General features: G+C 68.7%; 20 protein-coding genes. 11 read left to right on the forward strand and 9 right to left on the reverse strand.

The window, feature by feature from the left end; genetic code table 11:
• Positions 1 to 73 precede the first annotated feature (73 nt).
• Entirely contained in the window at positions 74 to 601 is a 528-nt protein-coding gene (locus ACWDKQ_RS06015; RefSeq protein WP_450137633.1) for a 2'-5' RNA ligase family protein, read from the reverse strand.
• The gene (locus ACWDKQ_RS06020; protein WP_450137634.1) at positions 601 to 1,506 is read right to left on the reverse strand and encodes an A/G-specific adenine glycosylase; all 906 of its coding nucleotides are present in this window, start codon (positions 1,504 to 1,506) and stop codon (positions 601 to 603) included. The genes ACWDKQ_RS06015 and ACWDKQ_RS06020 overlap by 1 nt, the downstream gene beginning before the upstream one ends.
• 339 nt (positions 1,507 to 1,845) lie before the next feature.
• Between ACWDKQ_RS06020 and ACWDKQ_RS06025 the strand changes: the two genes are divergently transcribed.
• A complete protein-coding gene (locus ACWDKQ_RS06025) occupies positions 1,846 to 2,433 on the forward strand; it encodes a hypothetical protein (protein ID WP_450137635.1) in 588 nt (195 codons plus the stop codon).
• Positions 2,434 to 2,480: 47 nt separating this feature from the next.
• Here the strand turns inward: ACWDKQ_RS06025 and disA are convergent, their stop codons facing one another.
• The 3 genes from disA to ACWDKQ_RS06040 all read right to left on the reverse strand — a co-directional run bounded on the left by disA (position 2,481) and on the right by ACWDKQ_RS06040 (position 5,741).
• Entirely contained in the window at positions 2,481 to 3,590 is a 1,110-nt protein-coding gene (gene disA, locus ACWDKQ_RS06030) for a DNA integrity scanning diadenylate cyclase DisA (protein ID WP_450137636.1), read from the reverse strand.
• Complete coding sequence (gene radA / locus ACWDKQ_RS06035) at positions 3,587 to 4,963, reverse strand: DNA repair protein RadA (RefSeq protein ID WP_450137637.1); 1,377 nt, start codon at positions 4,961 to 4,963, stop codon at positions 3,587 to 3,589. The genes disA and radA overlap by 4 nt, the downstream gene beginning before the upstream one ends.
• A 190-nt stretch (positions 4,964 to 5,153) precedes the next feature.
• Positions 5,154 to 5,741 carry a copper chaperone PCu(A)C gene (locus tag ACWDKQ_RS06040; protein WP_450137638.1) on the reverse strand — a complete coding sequence of 196 codons (588 nt, stop codon included), beginning with the start codon at positions 5,739 to 5,741 and terminating at the stop codon, positions 5,154 to 5,156.
• A 298-nt stretch (positions 5,742 to 6,039) separates the two neighbouring features.
• Between ACWDKQ_RS06040 and ACWDKQ_RS06045 the strand changes: the two genes are divergently transcribed.
• The 8 genes from ACWDKQ_RS06045 (at position 6,040) to rlmB (ending at position 12,342) form a co-directional block, all read left to right on the forward strand.
• Positions 6,040 to 6,528, forward strand: coding sequence for a CarD family transcriptional regulator (locus ACWDKQ_RS06045; RefSeq protein WP_132623361.1), 489 nt, complete (start codon positions 6,040 to 6,042; stop codon positions 6,526 to 6,528).
• Positions 6,529 to 6,547: 19 nt separating this feature from the next.
• Positions 6,548 to 7,270 carry a 2-C-methyl-D-erythritol 4-phosphate cytidylyltransferase gene (ispD, locus tag ACWDKQ_RS06050; RefSeq protein WP_450137639.1) on the forward strand — a complete coding sequence of 241 codons (723 nt, stop codon included), beginning with the start codon at positions 6,548 to 6,550 and terminating at the stop codon, positions 7,268 to 7,270.
• On the forward strand, positions 7,267 to 7,749 hold the full coding sequence (gene ispF, locus ACWDKQ_RS06055) for a 2-C-methyl-D-erythritol 2,4-cyclodiphosphate synthase (RefSeq protein ID WP_450137640.1): 483 nt from the start codon (positions 7,267 to 7,269) through the stop codon (positions 7,747 to 7,749). The genes ispD and ispF overlap by 4 nt, the downstream gene beginning before the upstream one ends.
• Before the next feature lie 168 nt (positions 7,750 to 7,917).
• The gene (locus tag ACWDKQ_RS06060; RefSeq protein ID WP_450137641.1) at positions 7,918 to 8,139 is read left to right on the forward strand and encodes a hypothetical protein; all 222 of its coding nucleotides are present in this window, start codon (positions 7,918 to 7,920) and stop codon (positions 8,137 to 8,139) included.
• A 213-nt stretch (positions 8,140 to 8,352) separates the two neighbouring features.
• Positions 8,353 to 8,595: a hypothetical protein gene (locus tag ACWDKQ_RS06065; protein WP_450137642.1), complete on the forward strand. Its 243-nt coding sequence runs from the start codon at positions 8,353 to 8,355 to the stop codon at positions 8,593 to 8,595.
• A gap of 643 nt (positions 8,596 to 9,238) precedes the next feature.
• Positions 9,239 to 9,919: an HAD family hydrolase gene (locus ACWDKQ_RS06070; RefSeq protein WP_450137666.1), complete on the forward strand. Its 681-nt coding sequence runs from the start codon at positions 9,239 to 9,241 to the stop codon at positions 9,917 to 9,919.
• A gap of 71 nt (positions 9,920 to 9,990) precedes the next feature.
• Entirely contained in the window at positions 9,991 to 11,385 is a 1,395-nt protein-coding gene (cysS, locus tag ACWDKQ_RS06075) for a cysteine--tRNA ligase (protein ID WP_450137643.1), read from the forward strand.
• A 3-nt stretch (positions 11,386 to 11,388) separates the two neighbouring features.
• Entirely contained in the window at positions 11,389 to 12,342 is a 954-nt protein-coding gene (gene rlmB / locus ACWDKQ_RS06080; RefSeq protein WP_450137644.1) for a 23S rRNA (guanosine(2251)-2'-O)-methyltransferase RlmB, read from the forward strand.
• 66 nt (positions 12,343 to 12,408) lie between these two features.
• Here rlmB and ACWDKQ_RS06085 read toward each other — a convergent pair whose 3' ends face one another.
• The gene (locus ACWDKQ_RS06085; protein ID WP_450137645.1) at positions 12,409 to 13,272 is read right to left on the reverse strand and encodes a phospholipid scramblase-related protein; all 864 of its coding nucleotides are present in this window, start codon (positions 13,270 to 13,272) and stop codon (positions 12,409 to 12,411) included.
• A gap of 159 nt (positions 13,273 to 13,431) precedes the next feature.
• Here ACWDKQ_RS06085 and ACWDKQ_RS06090 point away from each other — a divergent pair, with 159 nt between their 5' ends.
• Together ACWDKQ_RS06090 and ACWDKQ_RS06095 are read left to right on the forward strand one after the other, a co-directional pair.
• Complete coding sequence (locus ACWDKQ_RS06090; protein ID WP_450137646.1) at positions 13,432 to 14,865, forward strand: MBOAT family O-acyltransferase; 1,434 nt, start codon at positions 13,432 to 13,434, stop codon at positions 14,863 to 14,865.
• 1,163 nt (positions 14,866 to 16,028) lie between these two features.
• Positions 16,029 to 17,312, forward strand: coding sequence for an alginate O-acetyltransferase AlgX-related protein (locus ACWDKQ_RS06095; RefSeq protein WP_450137647.1), 1,284 nt, complete (start codon positions 16,029 to 16,031; stop codon positions 17,310 to 17,312).
• 269 nt (positions 17,313 to 17,581) lie between these two features.
• Here ACWDKQ_RS06095 and ACWDKQ_RS06100 read toward each other — a convergent pair whose 3' ends face one another.
• The 3 genes from ACWDKQ_RS06100 to ACWDKQ_RS06110 form a co-directional block, all read right to left on the reverse strand.
• The gene (locus tag ACWDKQ_RS06100; protein WP_450137648.1) at positions 17,582 to 17,731 is read right to left on the reverse strand and encodes a hypothetical protein; all 150 of its coding nucleotides are present in this window, start codon (positions 17,729 to 17,731) and stop codon (positions 17,582 to 17,584) included.
• A 520-nt stretch (positions 17,732 to 18,251) separates the two neighbouring features.
• Positions 18,252 to 19,154, reverse strand: coding sequence for an ectoine hydroxylase (gene thpD / locus ACWDKQ_RS06105; protein WP_450137649.1), 903 nt, complete (start codon positions 19,152 to 19,154; stop codon positions 18,252 to 18,254).
• Positions 19,155 to 19,361: 207 nt separating this feature from the next.
• On the reverse strand, positions 19,362 to 19,772 hold the full coding sequence (locus ACWDKQ_RS06110) for an ectoine synthase (protein WP_450137650.1): 411 nt from the start codon (positions 19,770 to 19,772) through the stop codon (positions 19,362 to 19,364).
• Positions 19,773 to 19,840 lie beyond the last annotated feature (68 nt).

Genomic DNA, 19,840 nt, shown 5'->3' on the forward strand with positions numbered 1-19,840 from the left:
TGGGTCGCTCCTGTCGGAAAACCGCACCGTCGGCGTGTCGGTCCGCGGCAGCGGCGCTGCGTGGAACCCGGGATCAGCGGGTGATGATGATTTCGGTGTCGCCGGTTCGCGTGTCGAGGATGGCGATTTCGCTGATCCCCGCTCGTACCGGCTCCGGCGGCTGAAGGGCCCGGAAACCCGCCGCCAGCTGGTCGTCGGTGATGCCCTGGGCGAGAGTGCAGTGCGGGATCCAGGCGCCGGGGAAGTAGTAGGCGGACGGGTGCTGCACTCGCCCGGCAAGCGCGTCGTGCACCGCCGAGTGAACCGCAAGCAACTCGGTGTCCACGACCGCTCCCAGCAGCAGGACCCGGTCCTCGCCGGGGAACGTTCCCAGGGTGTGCAGCCAGAGGTCCGGAATGGACAGCAGCTCCAACTCGGTGCGCAGCGCCTTGCGCGCGGTGGTGGGAATCCCGGCTGCCGCCGCGAAGATCACGTGCGGACGGTGCTTGCCGTCGGATCGGGTGGCGATGTTGGGCACCCCGGCGTCGTCCAAGCGGCGCCACAACGCCCGGATCTCCGATTCCGCCGCGTCGTCGAAGAATGACACCAACGCCTGCGCCATCAGTGCTCGCCGGGGAGCGCGAAGCGGCCGTCGTCGGTCTGCTCGACGAGCCCGTCCACCAGCAGGGAGTCCAGGCACCGGTCCCGTTGCCCGGCGTCTGACCACACCGCGTCCAGCTGTTCGCGCAGCACCGGGCCGGTCGAACCGCGCAGTACGTCCAGCAGTTTGCCGCGCACCTGGCGATCGGTGCCGGCGAACCTCTGCACCTTCTTCGGCGGCCCGGCGTAGGCCGGTCGGCCCGCGTGCTGCCACGCGCAGTCGTGCGCGATCGGGCAGGCCTCGCACCGCGGCGACCGCACGGTGCACACCACCTGGCCGAGCTCCATCAACGCCGCCGACAGCTTCGCGGCGCTGGCGTCGTCGGCCGGGAGCAGGACGTCGACATCGTCGAGATCGCGCTTGGTCGACGGCGGACCGGCATCACCGGCGCCGTGCACGGCGCGCGCTACCACCCGCCGGACGTTCGTGTCGACCACCGGCGCCCGCTTGCCGTAGGCGAAGGCCGCCACGGCCCGGGCGGTGTAGGCGCCGATGCCCGGCAGCGCCAGCAGGGTGTCGACGTCGGACGGGACGACATCGCCGTGCTCGGCGGCGATGGTCGCGGCCGCCTCGTGCAGCCGCAGCGCCCGGCGTGGGTAGCCGAGCTTCCCCCAGGCGCGCAGCACCTCGCCCTGCGGCTCGGCGGCGAGGTCGGAGGGACGCGGCCAGCGGCGCATCCACTCCTCCCAGATCGGCTGGACCCGGTTGACCGGGGTCTGTTGCAGCATCGCCTCGCTGACCAGCACGCCCCAACCCGTCGTGCCGGGCGCGCGCCACGGCAGCGGTCGGGCGGTCGCGGCGAACCAATCGATCAAGTCGACCGGGTCCAAGGGCGGGACGGTGGGATTCGCGGCGGTGGATTTCATGGCACGACCGATCCTGCCAGGTCCCCGAACCCTCGCGGAATCACGTCCGAGCCCGTCACCTGGCGCCACCCCACCGCCGCACGAAGTTCCAGTCGACTGGAACCCGAAACGGCCTTAGCTACCTGCGAAAATGCCCTTCGCGCGCTGCGGGAGGCGCGGTTTCGGGAGAAATCGCAGTCCCCGTCGGCACCGTGAAACCGCGCGCTCAGGTGCGAAGCCCGGGATCGGTCGGCGGCGGGTCGCGGAATCGAGTGCTGTAGGCATGATCGAATGCAATACGCCCAATTGGGTGATCACTTGTAGCGCTGTTCGGAGTAGTCATCGAGTTACTGTCGTGCCGTGCTTGATCCGACCGGGCCGCTTCCGCCCGCGGTGTACTGGCGTCGCCGCGCGGTGGCGATTGGTGCGGCCGTACTCGCAGCGGTCCTCATCGGCTGGGGCGCGATCGCCTTGATCGGCGGCGCTTCGGAGCCCCAGGCGGCCCAGGCGCCGCCGCCGGGTCCGCCGGTCGCGGTGGCGGCCGACGCGCCGCCGTGCGCGGACGAGTCGATGCGCGTCGTCGCCGAGGTGGCCCGCCCGGAGTTCAAGGTGGGCGAGCGGGTCGGCATGAGCATCGTGGTGACCAACGCGGGCGACCGGGCGTGCGTGCGGGACATCAACCGGATGCTGCGCGAGCTGACCGTGTCGACCCCGGGCGGCAAGCACGTGTGGTCCAGCAACGACTGCTACTCGGAATCGACCAACGAGCAGCCAGTGCTGCAGCCGGGGCAGTCGGTGCGCAACGAAGTCCAGTGGTCCGGCCAGATGTCCACGGCGGACTGCCGGGACGAGCCGGGGCGCGCATCGGCGGGCGACTACCAGGTGGTGGCCAGGGTCGCGGCGCTCAACAGCTCGCCCACCCCGTTCCGCCTGACCGCCGCACCCTGACCGGCAGAGCACAGAGCCCGGGCGAAATCGGAGAGACCACAGCGGCTCTAGGGGAATCGGTCCACTATGGATGATTCGGCGAGCCGGGAGAGGCCTTCCCGGACCTGGCTCGCGCGCGTGTCGCCGATCGACTCCACCGCGCGCAGCTCGTCCACCGTCGCCGCGAGCAGCCGTTGCAGCGAGCCGAAGTGCTCCACCAGCTGTCGGCGGACGGTCGCGGGCAGCCGCGGCACCCTGGCGAGCAGCCGGTAGCCACGTGGGGCCAGGTGCTGATCTAGCGCCTCCGGCGTATCCGGGTAGCCGAATGCGCCGGCGATCGCGGTCAGGTCCAGCAGCTCCGTGCCGTCGAGCTTGCGCAGCGCCGTCTCGACCTGCTCCGAGGTCGGCATCGCGCCGCTGGTCGGCAGGTACTCCTGCACGATCAGCTCCCGGTCCAGGTCGATGCCGTCGCGGGCGTGGCCCCGGCGGTCGCGCGCCTGGCGCGAGGAGCCGACCAGCTCGTCCAGCTGCAGCTCGATGAGTCGACCGTCCTTGCCCAACTCGACGACGTCGCCCTCGATCTCGTCGGCAATCCGCCGCACCATCTCCATCCGCTGCACGACGGTCATCGCGTCGCGCAACGTCACGTAGTCTTCGATCTCCAGCGCCGACAGCGTCTGCGCGACCTCGGCCAGCCGCGCGGTGTAGCGCTCCAGGGTCGCCAGCGCCTGGTTCGCGCGGGAAAGGATCTCCGGCGAGCCGATCAGCACGTGCCGGTGGCCCTGCGTGTAGGTGCTGATGATGCTCATCGACTGGCTGACCGACACCACCGGGTAGCCGGTCTGGATAGCGGTGCGCTCCGCCGTGCGGTGCCGGGTGCCGGACTCCTCGGTGGGGGTGCTTGCATCGGGCACCAGGTGCACGTTCGCCCGCATGATCCGCTTGGCGTCCGTGGACAGCACCACCGCGCCGTCCATCTTGGACAGTTCGCGCAGCCGGGTGGCGCTGAACTCGATGTCCAGATGGAACCCGCCGTCGCAGAGCGCCTCGACCGCCGGGTCGTAACCGAGCACGATCAGGCCGCCGGTGCGCCCGCGCAGGATGCGCTCCAGCCCGTCTCGCAGCGCGGTTCCGGGAGCCAGCCGGGCGAGCGTGCCGCGCAGCTGCTCGTTGCTCATTTGCACCTCACGATCGTGAGCGCCTCGCTGAGGTTCGACACCACCGTGGCGCGCACGCCATTGGGCAGCGGGCCCGCGTCCGGTGGAACCAGTGCCCGATCGAAGCCGAGTCTGGCCGCTTCCGCCAGCCGCCGCCCGACGCCGCTGACCCGCCGGATCTCCCCGGCCAGCCCCACCTCACCGACCGCGATCAGGTTCGACGGGAGCGCCTTGCCCTTCTTTGACGAAGCGATGGCCAGCGCGATCGCGAGGTCCGCGGCGGGCTCGTACACCTTCGTGCCGCCGACCGTCGCGGCGAACACGTCGCAGTCGCCGGTGTGCACCTGGCCGTGCTTGCCCAGCACCGCGAGCATCATCGACACCCGCGCCGAGTCCAGGCCGCTGACCGAGCGCCGCGGCATGGCCATCTGGGTTTTCATCACCAGCGACTGGACCTCGACCAGCAGCGGGCGCTTGCCCTCCACCATCACGGTCACCGCGGTGCCGTCGACCTGCGTCTCCTGGCGGTTGATGAACAGCCCGGAGGGGTCCGGGACCTCGGCGATGCCGTCGTCGCGCTGCTCGAAGCAGCCGACCTCGTCGGCGGGTCCGAACCGGTTTTTTACGCCGCGCAGCATCCGCAGCGCCGAGTGCCGGTCGCCCTCGAAGTGCAGCACGACGTCGACCAGGTGCTCCAGCACGCGCGGACCGGCCACCGCGCCGTCCTTCGTGACATGCCCCACCAGCACCACCGGCAGGCCGCGCTCCTTGGCGAGCGCCACCAGCGCGGTGGTCACCGCGCGGACCTGCGTGACGCCGCCGGGGCTGCCGTCGGCCTCGGGCGACTGCACGGTCTGCACCGAGTCGACGATCAGCAGGCCCGGTTTCACCGCGTCGACGTGCCCGAGCACGGCGGAGAGGTTGCTCTCGGCGCCGAGGAAGAGCTCCGAGTGCACCGAGTTGGTGCGCTCCGCGCGAAGGCGCACCTGACCTGCGGATTCCTCGCCGGTGACGTAGAGCGACGGGCCAGGTGAGGCACCCGCGGCCCAGCGGTGCGCGACCTCCAGCAGCAGTGTGGACTTGCCCACACCTGGCTCGCCGGCCAGCAGCACGACCGCGCCCGGCACGATGCCACCGCCCAGCACCCGGTCCAGCTCCGCGATGCCGGTGGACACGGCGCGGGCGGAGTCGAGGTCGACCTCGGCGATGGGGCGGGCCGGGGTGGCGGGTGCGCCCGCCGCGACCTTCGTCAGCACCGGGCGGGCCGCGGCCATCTCGTCGATGGTGCCCCACGCCTGGCAGCTCGGGCAGCGGCCGACCCACTTGGCGACCTCGTGGCCGCAGTCGGCGCAGCGGTATGCGGGGCGGGCGGCGCGGGCATTCTTCGGGGGCACGCCGCGAGGCTATCCGCCCTCGACGACAGGCCCGATCACCGGCATTGCGGCGACCACGCCGGATTCCCCACCTTCGAGTGGATCAAGCGACGGAAAGGTCCCGTGGCCAGCGCAGGTTGAATGGAAAACGGACCTTCGATTTCCATCGAAATTGAGCGGACCCGAAGGGCTGATGCCGGTGAAGCCCCGGTCAGTGACCGCCGCCCTGCTCGGCGCCCGGCAGCGGGCTGCCGTGCTCGGGGCGCGGCGTGTGGTCGGAGCCGATCGGGACCTGCACGGTGACCGAACCGGCCTTCTCGAAGACGAAGGTCACCGGGACCGTCACGCCCGGCGTGATGTCCTGCTTGAAGCCGTTCAGCGTGATCTGCACCTCGCGGTCCGCGGACGTCTCGCCCTGCTGGACCACCGAGGACTGGCCGACGGCGTGCAGCGCGGTCCTGCTCGGCACGTCGGTGACGCCGCCGAGGGTGGCCGACGCGGCGTATGGGCTGGTGACCTGGACCAGCTTGTCGTCCGGGCCCTCGTTGATAAGCACCAGCTGGATCGGCGCGGAGGAACCGGCCGGGTAGCGGGCGTCGGAGGTCGGGAAGGTGAACGTGGCGTTGCGGATCGTGATCTGCTTGAGATCGCCGCTGCCACCATTTACTGCGGCGACCTGGGTGTCGGTCTCGGTCACCTGACCGGCACTGCACCCAGCGAGGGCGACGACGGCGCCGAGCCCGATAGCGGCCGTGATCAACCGCAGGCGGACGGCCTTGAGATGCTGAGGGCGGCTCACGGTTGCAGCGTCCTTCCTGATTGCCGGACAACCGGGGGAAGCTTAATCCCCGCCTGCACGGGGCGTTCCAGGGGCTAGCCGAACTACCTATTTCGGGGTCACTGAGCGCCGCCAAGACACCCCCATCGAAGTGTCCATAGTGGACGGTTTCAGTGGGCCGAAATGTGCGTCCTTGCACGTCCGGGGCGTTGTTGTCAACCCCTGTCCACGGCCTGACCTGCGATTACGGATGGTGAGGTGGTCGAGGCCCAGTTGCCCCACGTGTTAAAGTGGGCATAGCGAAAGGGGCAGAGGACACATGGTTTTCAAGGTCGGAGAGACCGTCGTCTACCCGCATCACGGTGCCGCGCTCATCGAAGCAATCGAGACTCGTGTGATCAAGGGCGAGGAAAAGCAGTACCTCGTCCTCAAGGTTGCGCAGGGCGATTTGACCGTGCGCGTTCCTGCGGACAACGCCGAGATCGTCGGTGTCCGGGACGTTGTCGGTCAGGAGGGACTCGATCGGGTCTTCGACGTGCTGCGGGCCCCGCACACCGAAGAGCCCACGAACTGGTCTCGGCGGTACAAGGCCAACCTGGAGAAGCTCGCCTCCGGCGATGTGAACAAGGTGGCTGAAGTGGTGCGCGACCTCTGGCGACGCGAGAAGGATCGTGGCCTGTCCGCAGGCGAGAAGCGGATGTTGGCGAAAGCACGGCAGATCCTGGTCAGCGAGCTGGCATTGGCCGAGGGTACCGACGAAGGCAAAGCGGAGACCCTGTTGGACGAAGTCCTCGCCGCCGCAGTGTGATCATCGGGAATAGACGAGCGTGAGCGTAGTCGCGCTGGTCCCCGCGGCGGGTCGCGGGGTGCGCTTGGGTGCCGGGATGCCGAAGGCGCTGGTCCCGGTTAACGGTGAATCGTTGTTGTTGCGCGCGGTCCGTGGCCTGCTGGCCTCGGGCCGCGTGCAGCACGTCGTGGTCGCTGCACCGGCCGATCAGGTCGAGGTAGTGGCAGCAGAATTGGCCGCGCTGCCCTCCGCGCACGTGGTCCCGGGGGGAGCGGAGCGGACCGACTCCGTGCGGCGCGCGCTGGACGCGGTCGAGCGGGTGGCCCCGGACGCGCGGGTGGTGCTGGTGCACGACGCGGCGCGGGCCTTCACCCCAGCTTCGGTGATCCGGGACGTCGTGGCCGCGGTCGAGCAGGGCGCTCCCGCGGTGATCCCGGTCCTGCCGGTCGCAGACACGATTAAGCAGGTCGACGACGCACGTGACGTCGTTTCGACCGTGGACCGCTCGCGGCTGCGGGCGGTGCAGACCCCGCAGGGCTTCGCCATCGATGTGCTGCGGGAGGCCTACGCCGCGGCCGGTGATGTGGCCACCGACGACGCCGGGCTCGTGGAGCGGGTCGGGGGCAAGGTGCACACCGTCGACGGGCACCCGCACGCATTGAAGATCACCACCGCCTTCGATCTGGCCATCGCGGAGTCGGTGCTGGCCGTGGCCGGCGTGACTTCGGATGCGGATGTTGCGAACACCGGAGAACTCCAGTGACCGAACTGCTGCCCCGGGTTGGTCAAGGCGTCGACGTCCACCCCATCGAAGCTGGGCGCGACTGCTGGATCGCGGGTCTGCTGTGGCCGGACGTGGACGGCTGCGCCGGGCATTCCGACGGCGACGTCGCGGCGCATGCGCTGTGCGACGCGCTGCTGTCGGCGGCTGGGCTCGGCGATCTTGGCGCGGTGTTCGGCACCGATGACGAACGCTGGGCGGGTGCCCGTGGGGTGGACTTCCTGGTCGAGGTGCGAGACCGGGTCGCTGCGGCGGGTTTTCGGATCGGCAACGCGACCGTGCAGGTGATCGGCAATGCGCCGCGCATCGGCAAGCGCCGCGAGGAAGCGCAGCAGGTGCTCTCGGAGGCGATAGGCGCTCCGGTATCGGTGTCCGGCACGACCTCCGACGGCCTGGGTCTCACGGGCCGCGGCGAAGGCGTCGCCGCCGTCGCCACCGCCCTGGTCGTCCCGACGGCCTGAGGCCGTGAGCGTCTTCCGGCGCTGCAGCACCGAAAAGCACTCACGGGCGCTGATCAGTGGCATCTGGAGCAACGGACAGGTACCGGGGTGTAACGGGTAGGCGGAGTCGGGGAAAACTCAGGGCTCGCGGTCTGGAATGCCAGGGGCGGTGCGCGCCATGCTCGACACATGGAGATCGAGCGGAACCGGTGGGTGCGTCGGCTGCTCGTAGTGCAGCCGGTGCTGGCGTGGCCGATGTCGTTCGTGTTGTGGTCCGGGGGAGACGACCTCGGGCTGGCGGCAGCCGTGGTCCTGTTGTGGGCGAGCGCCGCGATCTGCATCGCGGGCATCATCGTCCCGATGCGCAACCACCAAACCCCACGCTGCGGTCCCCAGCGCAGTTTCAATTGAAACTGCGCTGGAGACCTCGTGGTTCGCAGTTTGAATTGAAATGGGTGTGGCTCTTTTGCGGGGAGCTGTGGTCGGGGGTTCGGCGGGTGGTGATCATGAAAGGGCTCCTTCTGGCTACGTTGTGGGTGTCTGACGTCCATCAACGCAAAGAAGGAGCCCTGTGGCAGGTACGCGAACCACGATGTCGCCGGAGCGTTCGAATCCTCTCGGGCGGTGTTCGGGTCGATCATCACGGAGCTCGGCGCCGTTGACCGTGGCATCACGCATGGCGAGCTGGAAGAGCCGCTGACCGAGCGGTCCCGGAAGTTAATGCGCCGGCTGCTGCAGGACCATCTTGATCTTCGTGCGGTGCGTGAGCACCCGGTTCCCGGTGGCGTGACCGGCCCCGAGGGCATCCAGCGCACTCTCCTGGAGCGGGTCGCCGGCGTGGTCTGGCCACGGTGTTCGGGGAGGTGACCGTGACCCGGCTGGCCTACCGGCGCCGGGTGAGTCCACTGTCCATCCCGCGGACGGCGTGCTGAACCTGCCGGCCGAGAAGCACTCGCACGGGCTGCGGCGGCTGGCCGCCCTCGAGGCCGCCCGCGGCTGCTTCGGCGATGCCCGGGCCGCGATCAGTCGCGCCACTGGCCAAGCATTGGGCAAACGCCAACTCCAGCGGCTGGCCGCTTTGGCTGCGGCTGATGTCGAGGCCTTCTACGAAACCCGGCGGTCCCCGGCCGGGGCCAGCGGGGATGTGCTGGTGCTCTCCGTCGACGGCGGCCCTGACGGCAAGGGCATCGTCATGCATCCCGAAGCACTACGCGAGGCCACCCGTAAGAAAGCCGCCGAATCGGTCAGGAAACTGGGCACTCGCCTGTCCAAAGAGGAGAAACGTAACCGCAAACACCACCACCGGCACACGAGGCGACCCGACTCCGACCCAACGCAAAAACGCCGCCGCCACGGTCACCTACCTCACCCGCAAAGCCCAAGCCGGCTACCTCGACTACCCCACCGCCCTGAAATTGGAACTGCGAACCAACGGGCCGGGGCGGGCGGTGTCGTGAGCTTGGACGCATGTCGGTGCTCGGCCCGGTTCAGCCCACTTACCGTGGACCTCGTGACTCTGCGCGCGGTGCTCTTCGACTTCTCCGGCACGCTCTTCCGGCTGGAGGAGGACGAGTCCTGGTTCTCCGACCTCGCCGACGCCGACGGCACCCCCTTCGACCTCGCGGCGCAGGCCGAGGTCATGCGCCGGATGACCGCACCGGTCGGCCAGGTCGTGCAGCTCGGCCCCGAGTTCCAGGACGCCTGGGAGAACCGCGACCTGGACCCCGCCCTGCACCGCAAGGTTTACCTGGAGGTGCTGCGCAGTTCCGGCGTGCTCGATGGGCAGGCCGAGGGCCTCTACGAGCGGCTGATCGACACCGACTTCTGGACGCCGTACCCGGACGCCACGGACGTGCTGCGCGGGCTGCACGAGGCGGGCATCAAGATCGGCGTGATCAGCAACATCGCGTTTGACATCCGCCCCGCTTTCGAGCGGATCGGTGTCACCCGGTACGTCGATGAATTCCTGCTCTCGTACCTCGAAGGCGTGATCAAGCCGGACTCGAAGATCTTCCTGCGGGCCTGCGAGCGGCTCGACGTCGCACCCGGCGAGGCGTTGATGGTCGGCGACAGCGAGGAGGCCGACGGCGGCGCGGCCGCGGTCGGATGCCGGGTCGCGATCGTCGACCCGGTGTCCACCACAGAGCGGCCGGACGGACTGCTGACCGCTGTCCGCGACGTGCTGCGCTGACGATCATTACCCCTTGACGAGCCAGGCCCTGTCGTGATTGGGCATCGACCTGCCCCCGTACCATCAGGGGCGTGAGCCTGCACCTGCATGACACCGCGACCCGCACGACGCGCGAATTCCACCCGCGCTGCGACGGAGTAGCGTCGATCTACGTCTGTGGTGCCACCGTGCAGGGCATTCCCCACGTCGGACACGTCCGCAGCGGCCTGAACTTCGACGTGCTGCGCCGCTGGCTGCAGCACAGCGGCCACGACGTGCTCCTGGTCCGCAACGTCACCGACATCGACGACAAGATCCTCACCAAGGCGGCCGCGGCCGGTCGCCCGTGGTGGGAGTGGGCCGCGACGCACGAGCGCGCTTTCGAGCGGGCCTACGACCAGCTCGGCTGCCAGCCGCCGTCGGTGCTGCCGCGCGCGACCGGGCACGTCACGCAGATGGTCGGCCTGATTCAGCGGCTGATCGACAAGGGGCACGCCTACGCGGCTGGTGGCGACGTCTACTTCTCGGTGGCCTCCTACGCCGACCACTACGGCAAGCTCTCCGGGCAGCGCCTCGAAGAGGTGCAGCAGGGCGAGACCCTGGCCAGCGGCAAGCGCGACCCGCGCGACTTCACGCTGTGGAAGGGCGCCAAGCCGGGCGAGCCGAGCTGGCCGACGCCGTGGGGCTGCGGCCGGCCGGGCTGGCACCTGGAGTGCTCGGCGATGGCCACCTTCTACCTCGGCAGCGAGTTCGACATCCACGGCGGCGGCCTGGACCTGGTGTTCCCGCACCACGAGAACGAGCTGGCGCAGTCGAACGCGGCCGGGGACGGCTTCGCGCAGTACTGGATGCACAACGCCTGGGTGACCATGAGCGGCGAGAAGATGTCGAAGTCGCTCGGCAACACCCTGTCCATCCCGGCCGTGCTCGGGCGCGCCCGCGCGGCCGAGCTGCGCTACTACCTGGTCACCCCGCACTACCGGTCCACGATCGAGTTCTCCGAGGCGGGGCTGGCCGAAGCGGTCGCCGCGTACCACCGCATCGAGTCGTTCGTCCGCCGTGTCGGCCAGCGCGCTGGCAGCGTCGAGCACGGCGCGCTGGCAGCGGAGTTCACCGCGGCGATGGACGACGACCTGTCGACGCCGCAGGCGATCGCGGCGGTGCACAACGCGACCAGGGAAGGCAACGCCGCCCTGGACCGCGGCGACGACGAGGCGGCCCGGGACGCGGCAGCGTCGGTGCGGGCCATGACCGACGTGCTCGGGTTGGACCCGCTGTCCGAGCAGTGGGCCGACGACTCCGGCGCGGACGACGCCGCGCACCGCGCGTTGTCCGACCTGGTCGAGGCCCTCCTGGAACAACGCCAGCAGGCGCGCAAGGAGCGGGACTTCGCCACCGCCGACCTGCTGCGCGATCGGTTGCAGGACAGCGGAATTGCCGTCGAGGACACCCCCGACGGTCCGATGTGGACATTGAAAGACGGGTAACACGTGGCCGGCAACGACAAACGCCGCGGCGGCATGCGCAAGAGCAACAAGAAGGGCATGGTCGTCGGATCCGGCGGGCAGCGCCGTCGGGGGCTGCGCGGCAAGGGCCCGACGCCGAAGGCGGAGGACCGGGTCAGCCACCCCGCGAAGAAGCGCGCCGATACGCGGAGCAAGACGGAGCAGCAGCGCGCGAAGCGCCGGGCACAGCAGGACGCGCAGCCGGAACTGGTTGCCGGGCGCAACCCGGTGGTGGAGTGCATCCGGGCCGGCGTGCCGGCGACCGGGCTGTACGTGGCGCAGGGCATCGACATCGACGACCGGGTCACCGAGGCGGTGCGGGAGGCGAAGTCGCGCGGGATCTCCGTGGTCGACGTGCCGCGCATCGAGCTCGACCGGATGACGAACAACGCGCTGCACCAAGGACTTGCGCTGCAAGTGCCGCAGTTCAGCTACGCGCACCCGGAGGACGTGCTGACGGCGGCCAGCGATTCCGGGATGCCGCCGCTGATCGTCGCGCTCGACGGCGTGACCGACCCGCGCAACCTGGGCGCGGTGATCCGGTCCGCGGCGGCGTTCGGCGCACACGGCGTGATCGTGCCGCAGCGGCGCAGCGCCGGGATCACGGCGGTCGCCTGGCGCACCAGCGCGGGCACGGCCGCGAAGCTGCCGGTGGCCAAGGCCGTCAACCTCACCCGGACGTTGAAGGACCTCAAGGACGCCGGGCTGATGGTCATCGGTCTGGACGCCGACGCCGACATCACCTCGGACGAACTGGAGTTGGCTACGGAGCCGCTGGTGGTCGTCGTCGGCTCGGAAGGGCGCGGGTTGTCGCGGCTGGTCCGGGAGACCTGTGACCAGACGGTCTCGATCCCGATGGCGGGCGGCGTGGAGTCGCTAAACGCATCGGTCGCTGCGGGCGTGGTCCTCGCCGAGGTCGCCCGCCGCCGCCGGTCCTGACCACCAGGCCTCACCAAACCGCGATTTCCATGGAAATCGAACCGTCGATTTCCATGGAAATCGCGGTTACCGCTGGTTCTGGCTGAGGATCGTGTCGACCGTCAGGGCTGATGCGACGACCATGCTCAGCAACGGGTCCGCCAGCGGCCGGTGGATCTGCAGGACGTAGTTGTCCGCCGTGGTGAACGCCGCCTTCGCCAGGCCCTGCCAGGTCTTGGTGATCCGCCCGATCTCCGCGTCGGCGTGGTCGAGCACCTTGATGTCCCAGGCGCGCAGGTTCTCGGCGTGCAGGCCGCCGATGCGCTGCCCGTTGACCTCGAAGTCGAACCGGGCCTTGCCCCAGAAGTTCGTCAGCTTGATGTCCCCGACCGGCGACTGGTCCGGGCGCTGCACGTGGACCGTGCCCTTCCACATGGTCGCCGGGCGGGTCAGCACCAGGACGGGGCGGCCGGTGCTGTCGCGGATCTCCAGCGTCACGGTCATCAGCGAGTCGAGCTTGGTGAGCATCCGCAGCGCCTTCTGCGCGCCGCTCTGGCCGACCTGCATGACTGAACCGAGCTGTCGCCCGTGCTGGTCGTAGACAGCGTACTCGTTCGCCACCTCGATCAGCTTCGCTCGCTGGTTGATCACCAGAACCGGCTCCGTGAACAGCGTGCCACCGCCGCCTGCGACCGCGCCTGGCGACGCCGCCCGCTGCTGCACCTGGTGCTGGACGGCCGCGGCGTCGCCGGTGCCGCCCATCGCGAGCTCGATGGCCGACGCGTCGTTGTGCTGCGCTGCCGGGTACTGCGGGGCGTATTGCTGCGGGTGCTGCTGAGCAGGCCGCCGGGCGGGCTGGACGTGCTGGGTCCACTGCCTGCCGTCCCACCAGCGCACATAACGCTGATCTGCCTGGTCCGGGTACCAACCGGGCGGCGGCGGAGCGTTCATGAACCCCAGGTTAGGTGATCGCGGCACCGGCTGTCCGGGATTTGGACCCGTCGCATTCCGGGCCGGTGACGTTCGGGGCTCGGCTAGAGTCCGACGAGCAAGAAAGCTGAACCCCGCTCAAAAGGGGAGGCGCGGGCCTCCCGCACCCCGAGGCCCCCGATGTCGTTCGCAAGTCCGCTGTTCCTCTGGTACTTCCTGCCAGCCGTGCTCGCGGCCGTGCTGATCGCACCCCGCAGCGGACGCAACGCCGTGATCGCCGTCGCCAGCCTGCTGTTCTACGCCAGCGGCGCGGGCGGGACCACGCTGCTGTTGCTCGCCGGCATCGTGGTGAACTACTTCGCCGGGCGGCACCTGGAACCCGAGGAGCGGGGAATCGAGCGGAACCGGCGGAAGTGGCTGCTGATCGGGACCGTCGCGTTCAACCTGACGATCCTGGCGGTGTGGAAGTACGCCGGGTTCGCCACCGCGCAGCTGGCGGTGCTGAGCCAGTGGTTCGGCAACGACTTCCCGGTGCTGCATCTGGCGCTGCCGATCGGGATCTCCTTCTACACTTTCCACCACATCTCCTACGTGGTGGACACCTACCGCGGACAGCGCCCGCCGCTGCGCGACCCGGTCTCGTTCGTCACCTACATCGCGATGTTCCCGCAGCTGGTGGCCGGTCCGATCGTGCGTTACCGGGAGATCGCCGACCAGCTGCCGCAGTGGCGCACCCACCGGCTCGACGACATCGCTGCGGGCTTCCCCCGGTTCGCGTGGGGCCTGACGAAGAAGGTCGTCATCGCCGACACGCTGGCGCCGATGGTGGACGCCTGCTTCGCCACCCCGAACGAGGACATGACCTTCGTGATCGCCTGGCTTGGTGCGATTGGCTACGCGATGCAGCTCTACTTCGACTTCTCCGGCTACTCGGACATGGCGATCGGGCTGGGCCGGATGCTCGGGTTCCGGCTGCCGGAGAACTTCGCCCGGCCCTACTCCTCGGTGACGATCACGGAGTTCTGGCGGCGCTGGCACATGTCGCTGTCGCGCTGGTTCCGGGACTACGTCTACATCCCGCTGGGCGGCAACCGCCGGGGCACCGCGTGCACCTACCGGAACCTGGCGATCATCTTCGTGCTGACCGGTTTCTGGCACGGCGCGGCGTGGACGTACCTGGTATGGGGGTTGTTCCACGGCGCGCTGCTGGTGGTCGAGCGCGCATTCGGCTGGTCGCACGCGCCGAGCGGCATCCGGGCCCGCCTCGGACGCCGCGCGCTGACGCTGCTGCTGGTGGTGGTCGGCTGGGTGTTCTTCCGGTCGCCGGACCTGGGCAGCGCGTTCGTGATGCTGGGCCACATGCTGGTGCCGGATTTCGCGGGCCTGACGGACATCGTGTCGGCATCGGTGACGAACCAGCGCCTCGTGTTCCTGCTGCTGGCGCTGGTGGTCGTGGCGCTCCCGGCGAACTCGGGCACCGGCCCTTTCCTGGAAGCGATCCGAACCCCGCAGGCATACGTCCTCCGGATCGGAGTCCTGACCCTCGGCCTCGGCTACGCGGGCCTCCTCGTCGCCACCGGCTCCTTCAGCCCTTTCCTGTACTACCAGTTCTGACGAAGATCGCGACCTGAACAGGTATTTTTGTTGCTACGACGGCCTATTTCGCGGGTGCCTGGCAGTCATTAGGCCGTCTGAACCCCAAGAGCGCCCCGGGCCGGGGAGGATCCCGGACCGGGGCGCTGATCAGTGGCGGCCGAACCGGAATAAACTGCGGGCCGGGCGCGAGCGGATCGCATGCGGTCCCGCAGGAGCCACCGAGATGTAGATATGGACCACGGGCGACCTGACTCGCACTTGGGCGAGCCGTCGAACAACGGTGCTGGGCACGTCGCCGAAGTGATCACCTTGCCAATCCGGCCGGCACCGAACCTGTTTCGCCGCGTACGGGGTTGTCTGCTCGTGGCTTCGTGCCAGTGATCAAAACAAGTTGTTGCGGGGGGTTCGTGGTGCGCACTTGTTCGAGGTGGAACCGTTCGTAGACGACCAGCCGGGATACGGTGTCGGCAAGTTCGAGCAGGCGACGGTATAGCACAGCGGCATGCGCTGGATCCGAAGTCAGTTCTGCTTCCGCGGACCACTGGACGTGGAGTGACCTGATCGCGGAAAGCGTTGCCGCATAAGGATGTTCATGCATCACCGGATGCCTTCCCCAGACGCTGCTACGAGTTGTTGCAGGTCAGGAGTAACACGCCATCGTGGGACCCGCAAAAGGGTCATCCCGGCACCCGATCACACACCCGCCGGTCGCACTGCCCGAACGAACCTTGGCGCTTGGCAGGTGCTCGCCGACCATGCGGTACCGGTCCGAGGGGCAATGCTGGCCGGCCAGCCGCGACCGGGCAGTCCCGAGCGCAAGACGGCGCGATCTTGTGAAGCAAGGCGATTCCTCCACGGTGATCGGAATGTCCTTGCGGATCCGCTCTCCTGGGAGGTGATCAAGGACCCGGTCGGCGCGGTCCTGGCCCTGATGCAGGACCCGAACGGTGTAGGAGCTCGTGAGTGCTTCGGGTTGGTCGTCCTGCGCGGCGGTGATCGCCGCGCCGAGGTGGATCGGCGCGAATCCGAGCGCATTCCGAGGCCGGGTGCCTGCAGGATTGGGAAAGCGTCGAGGAACGCGAGCGGGCGCGGCGGTAGCGTCCGCGCTGTTACGGGCCGCTGTGTGGGAGATCCGCGAGTTCTGGGCCGGTCGCGCTGCGTGCCCGGTTAACGTGGGTTCCGTGTCGCGGCAGGAGCACTCCGATCTTCCCCCGGTCCATGAGGCGTGGTTGCCGCGGGAGCATCCGCTGCACCGGCCCCGGCACGGCAGGCGTCAGCTGGCCGCGCTCGTTTGCGCCATGCTGTTCTTCACCGCGCCGGTGGCGACCTGGATCTTCGGGGCGCGCGCCGAACAGTTGGAGAACCGCCCGCAGGCCGCTTTCCCCAGCATCACCGACGGTTGGGGGTTCTTCACCGGGCTGAACGCCTGGGCCACCGAGAACCTGCCGTTCCGGAAGGGTGCGGTGCAGTCGGTCGACGCGCTCAGCCGCGGAGTGTTCGGCGAGCCCGCCCGGCTGGCCGGCGGTTCGCACACCTCTCCGGTCGGCGCCGGGCAGGTCGACGAAAAGCCGCCGATCGACGAGAACGTGTTCCCCGCCGTCATCGAGGGCAAGAACGGCTGGCTGTACCTCGGCCACGACGTGTCCTACCGGTGCGTGCCGAAGCGGAGCACGGACCAGGTGATCGCCGGACTGCGCCGCTGGCGGTCCGTGGTGGAGGCGTCGGGCCGGAAGTTCCAGCTGGTCATCGCCCCTGACAAGTCCACCGAGTACCCGGATAACATGCCGGACGACTACGCCGGGAAGGACTGCTCGACGAAGGCCCGCGAGGAGTTCTGGCGCCGGGTGCCGGCCGCGACCGGCACGGTCGACCTGCGCGCCCAGCTGCGCGAGGTCGCGGCGCGCAACCAGCGGCCGATCTACCACGACATCGACACGCACTGGACCCACGAGGGCGGCATCACCATGACGTACCAGCTCGCCGAGCGCCTGCAGCCGGGCGTGACGAGCAGCTGGAAGGTCCGGCCGTCCCGCCAGTACCCGCACAGCGCCGACATCCCGGACCTCCTCGGGCAGGACCGGACCGTGCCGATCCAGGCGTACTCGCTGGCGCCCGACGGCGGGGCCGAGGACAACACGCAGTTCAAGCCCAGCGACTTCCACCAGCCGCTGCACCTGGAGTCGCAGCCGAAGTCCGGCATGATCGCCCAGCCGGTGCGGATGGTCGGCGACTCGTTCACCCAGTTCGCCAGCCCGTACCTGGCGGCGACGTTCGGGAACATCACCATCACGCACCCGGACAACGTCGCGGTCGACCCGATGGCGGCGGGCCAACTGCTCGCCGAAGGCGAGGTGGTCACGTTCGAACTGTCCGAACGTTTCGTCGCCGGCGGCCGCTACCCGATGCTCGACCCAGCGGTAGCCGACCAGGTAGGCGCCGTCCTCGCCGCCCACCCCGTGCGCTGATTCTTCCGGGATTCCGGCGAGCTTCCATCGAAATTCGCAATGCGGAACGCTCCGGTCAGCTTCAGCGCAACTCGGCAGTTTTTGTAGCCGGACACACGTACTATTTTTGCCGATCGCCGTGTCGTGCGAGACCGGATTCCGATAGTCTGACCGCGCATTGCGATTGCGGATCAACTGTCCGTAGCTACACGTGCACGATGCGCCCTGGCGGTGCGTCGGCTGGGATGGGGCGGGCCGAAGCTGCCACTTCAACCCGCCCCCGAAGGGGATCAGCTGTGGTCGTCGAACCAAGTGACGAGCCACCACAACGAGACCCGCAGCATCAGCAGCAGGAGCGCCCGGGTCGTCCGCCGCGGCCGGTCCGGGCGCTTTGCTGCGCCCCGCCGACGACGAGCCTTGCGGGCCTTCTTGCGGTTCACCTGCATTTTCCTTTCGTTGTCGATCCCAACGCTCGGCGGCTGCCGAACGCGGCCCGACCGGTGTCGGGCCTGACAACAACAGGACGAGTCCTGTTGAAGCGCTGCGACAGGACCCATGCCAGGTAGTACCGCAGGACTCCTCCCTTCTGAACCCCAGGTTGGAAACTTGCCGACGAGGCCGGAAATTTTGATAACGAACACCATAGGCCACGGCGCGTAACCGTCACCACCCCACCTATGGGTGTGTCGGGTACTCTTTTCTTGCTGGAATATTCCGCAGGCAATTACCTACCGTCGAGTAAATCCGCTGGGCTTAGGTGGTTTCTCGGCTGGATTAGTCAAAATAGGGTAATCGAACGGTTCTGAAACTGACTGATCACGCAGAGCTACACTATTTGTGATCTTCAGCCGCGGATTGCCAACCGAATCCATGGCACGGCGCGAAACGAACGAGTGAGGGGCACCCGCGACCCAGTACCTGGCAAGTTGCTGGGTCGCGGGTGCCCCTCACCTCGGTCGGTCAGCGCAGGATCGGTGCCGGGTTGCGGCATGCGATGAAGCCCGGGCGCGGGTGGCCCGCCGCGAACGGGTCCACCAGGGCGTTCTCCACGCTGTTGAACACCACGAAGATGTTCGAGCGCGGGAACGGCGTGATGTTGTTGCCCGATCCGTGCATGCAGTTCGAGTCGAACCACAGCGCCGATCCCGCCTGGCCGGTGAACTGCTCGATGCCGTGCTCGTAGGCGAGCTTGGTGATGTCGGCCTCAGTCGGCACCCCGACCCGCTGCTCCTTCAGCGACGACCTGTAGTTGTCGTCCGGTGTCTCTCCCACGCAGGACACGAAGGTCCGGTGCGAGCCGGGCATGATCATCAGGCCGCCGTTGAAGGGGTAGTTGTCGGTCAACGCGATCGAGATGCTCACCGCGCGCATCGCCGGCATGCCGTCCTCGGCGTGCCAGGTCTCGAAGTCGGAGTGCCAGTAGAAGCCGGTGCCCCGGTATCCGGGCATGTAGTTGATCCGGCTCTGGTGCACGTACACGTCAGATCCGAGGATCTGACGGGCCCGGTCCAGGACTCGCGGGTCCCGCACCAGCTCGGCGATCAGCTCGCTCATCCGGTGCACCTCGAAGATCGAGCGGACCTCCTCGGAGCTGCGCTCCACGATGGTGCGTTCGTCGGCCCGCACCTCCGGATCCCGGGTAAGCCGCTCCAGCTCCCGCCAGTAGGTCTGCACCTCGGCCGGGGACAACAAGCCCTCTACGACGTGGAAGCCCTTGGCCTCGTGCCCCGCGAGTTTCTCCGCGGTGGCCGGGCCGGCTTTCACACCGGGCCAGACGGTGGGATCGCAGCGCCGGATCATTGCCGGCTCGGCAGCCACCCGGGTCGGGTAGCGGTCCTGGGTGCTCAGATCAGCGACGGTCATGGTTTGCGCCTCCTTCGCGAATTCCCGCCGGAGCGGCTGGTGCCGGTGGCACCCCCGCCTTTTCTCGGTTCCTCGGTTAGAAGCGGCGCATTCTGGATGCGCCCGCAATTTCCCACGTCCGCGCGTGGGAAAGACCCGTCGACGCGCATGGCGGGCAACCGTTTCCGGTTACCCGCCACGGGCGGTCAACACGCTCGGTCGCCCGGGTCAGCCTGCGACCGGCGTCTCGTCCTCCTCGACGACCAGCGGGTACACGCCGTTCTCGTCGTGCACCTCACGCCCGGTCACGGGCGGGTTGAACACGCACACCGTGCGCATGGTCGTGCGGGGCCGGACCTGGTGCTGGTCGTGGTTGTTCAGCAGGTACAGCGAACCCGGCTTGAGCTGGTGCACCTCGCCGGTCGCCTTGTCCTCGATCTCACCCTCGCCTTCGGTGATGAACACCGCCTCGATGTGGTTGGCGTACCAGAAGTCGTTCACCGTGCCGGCGTAGAGGGTGGTTTCGTGCACCGAGAAGCCGACCTTCTCCTTGGCCAGCACGATGCGCTTGCTGCGCCAGTTTTCGGTCTTGATGTCGGCGTCGGTGTCCTCGATGTCCGAGAGGTGCCGGACGATCACATTTCCTCCAGTGGATCTTCGTTCTGCTCTACCGCAGTGCAGCGATCGGCCTGTTCACGCTGTCTGGT

This window comes from Saccharopolyspora sp. NPDC000995, assembly GCF_053599315.1.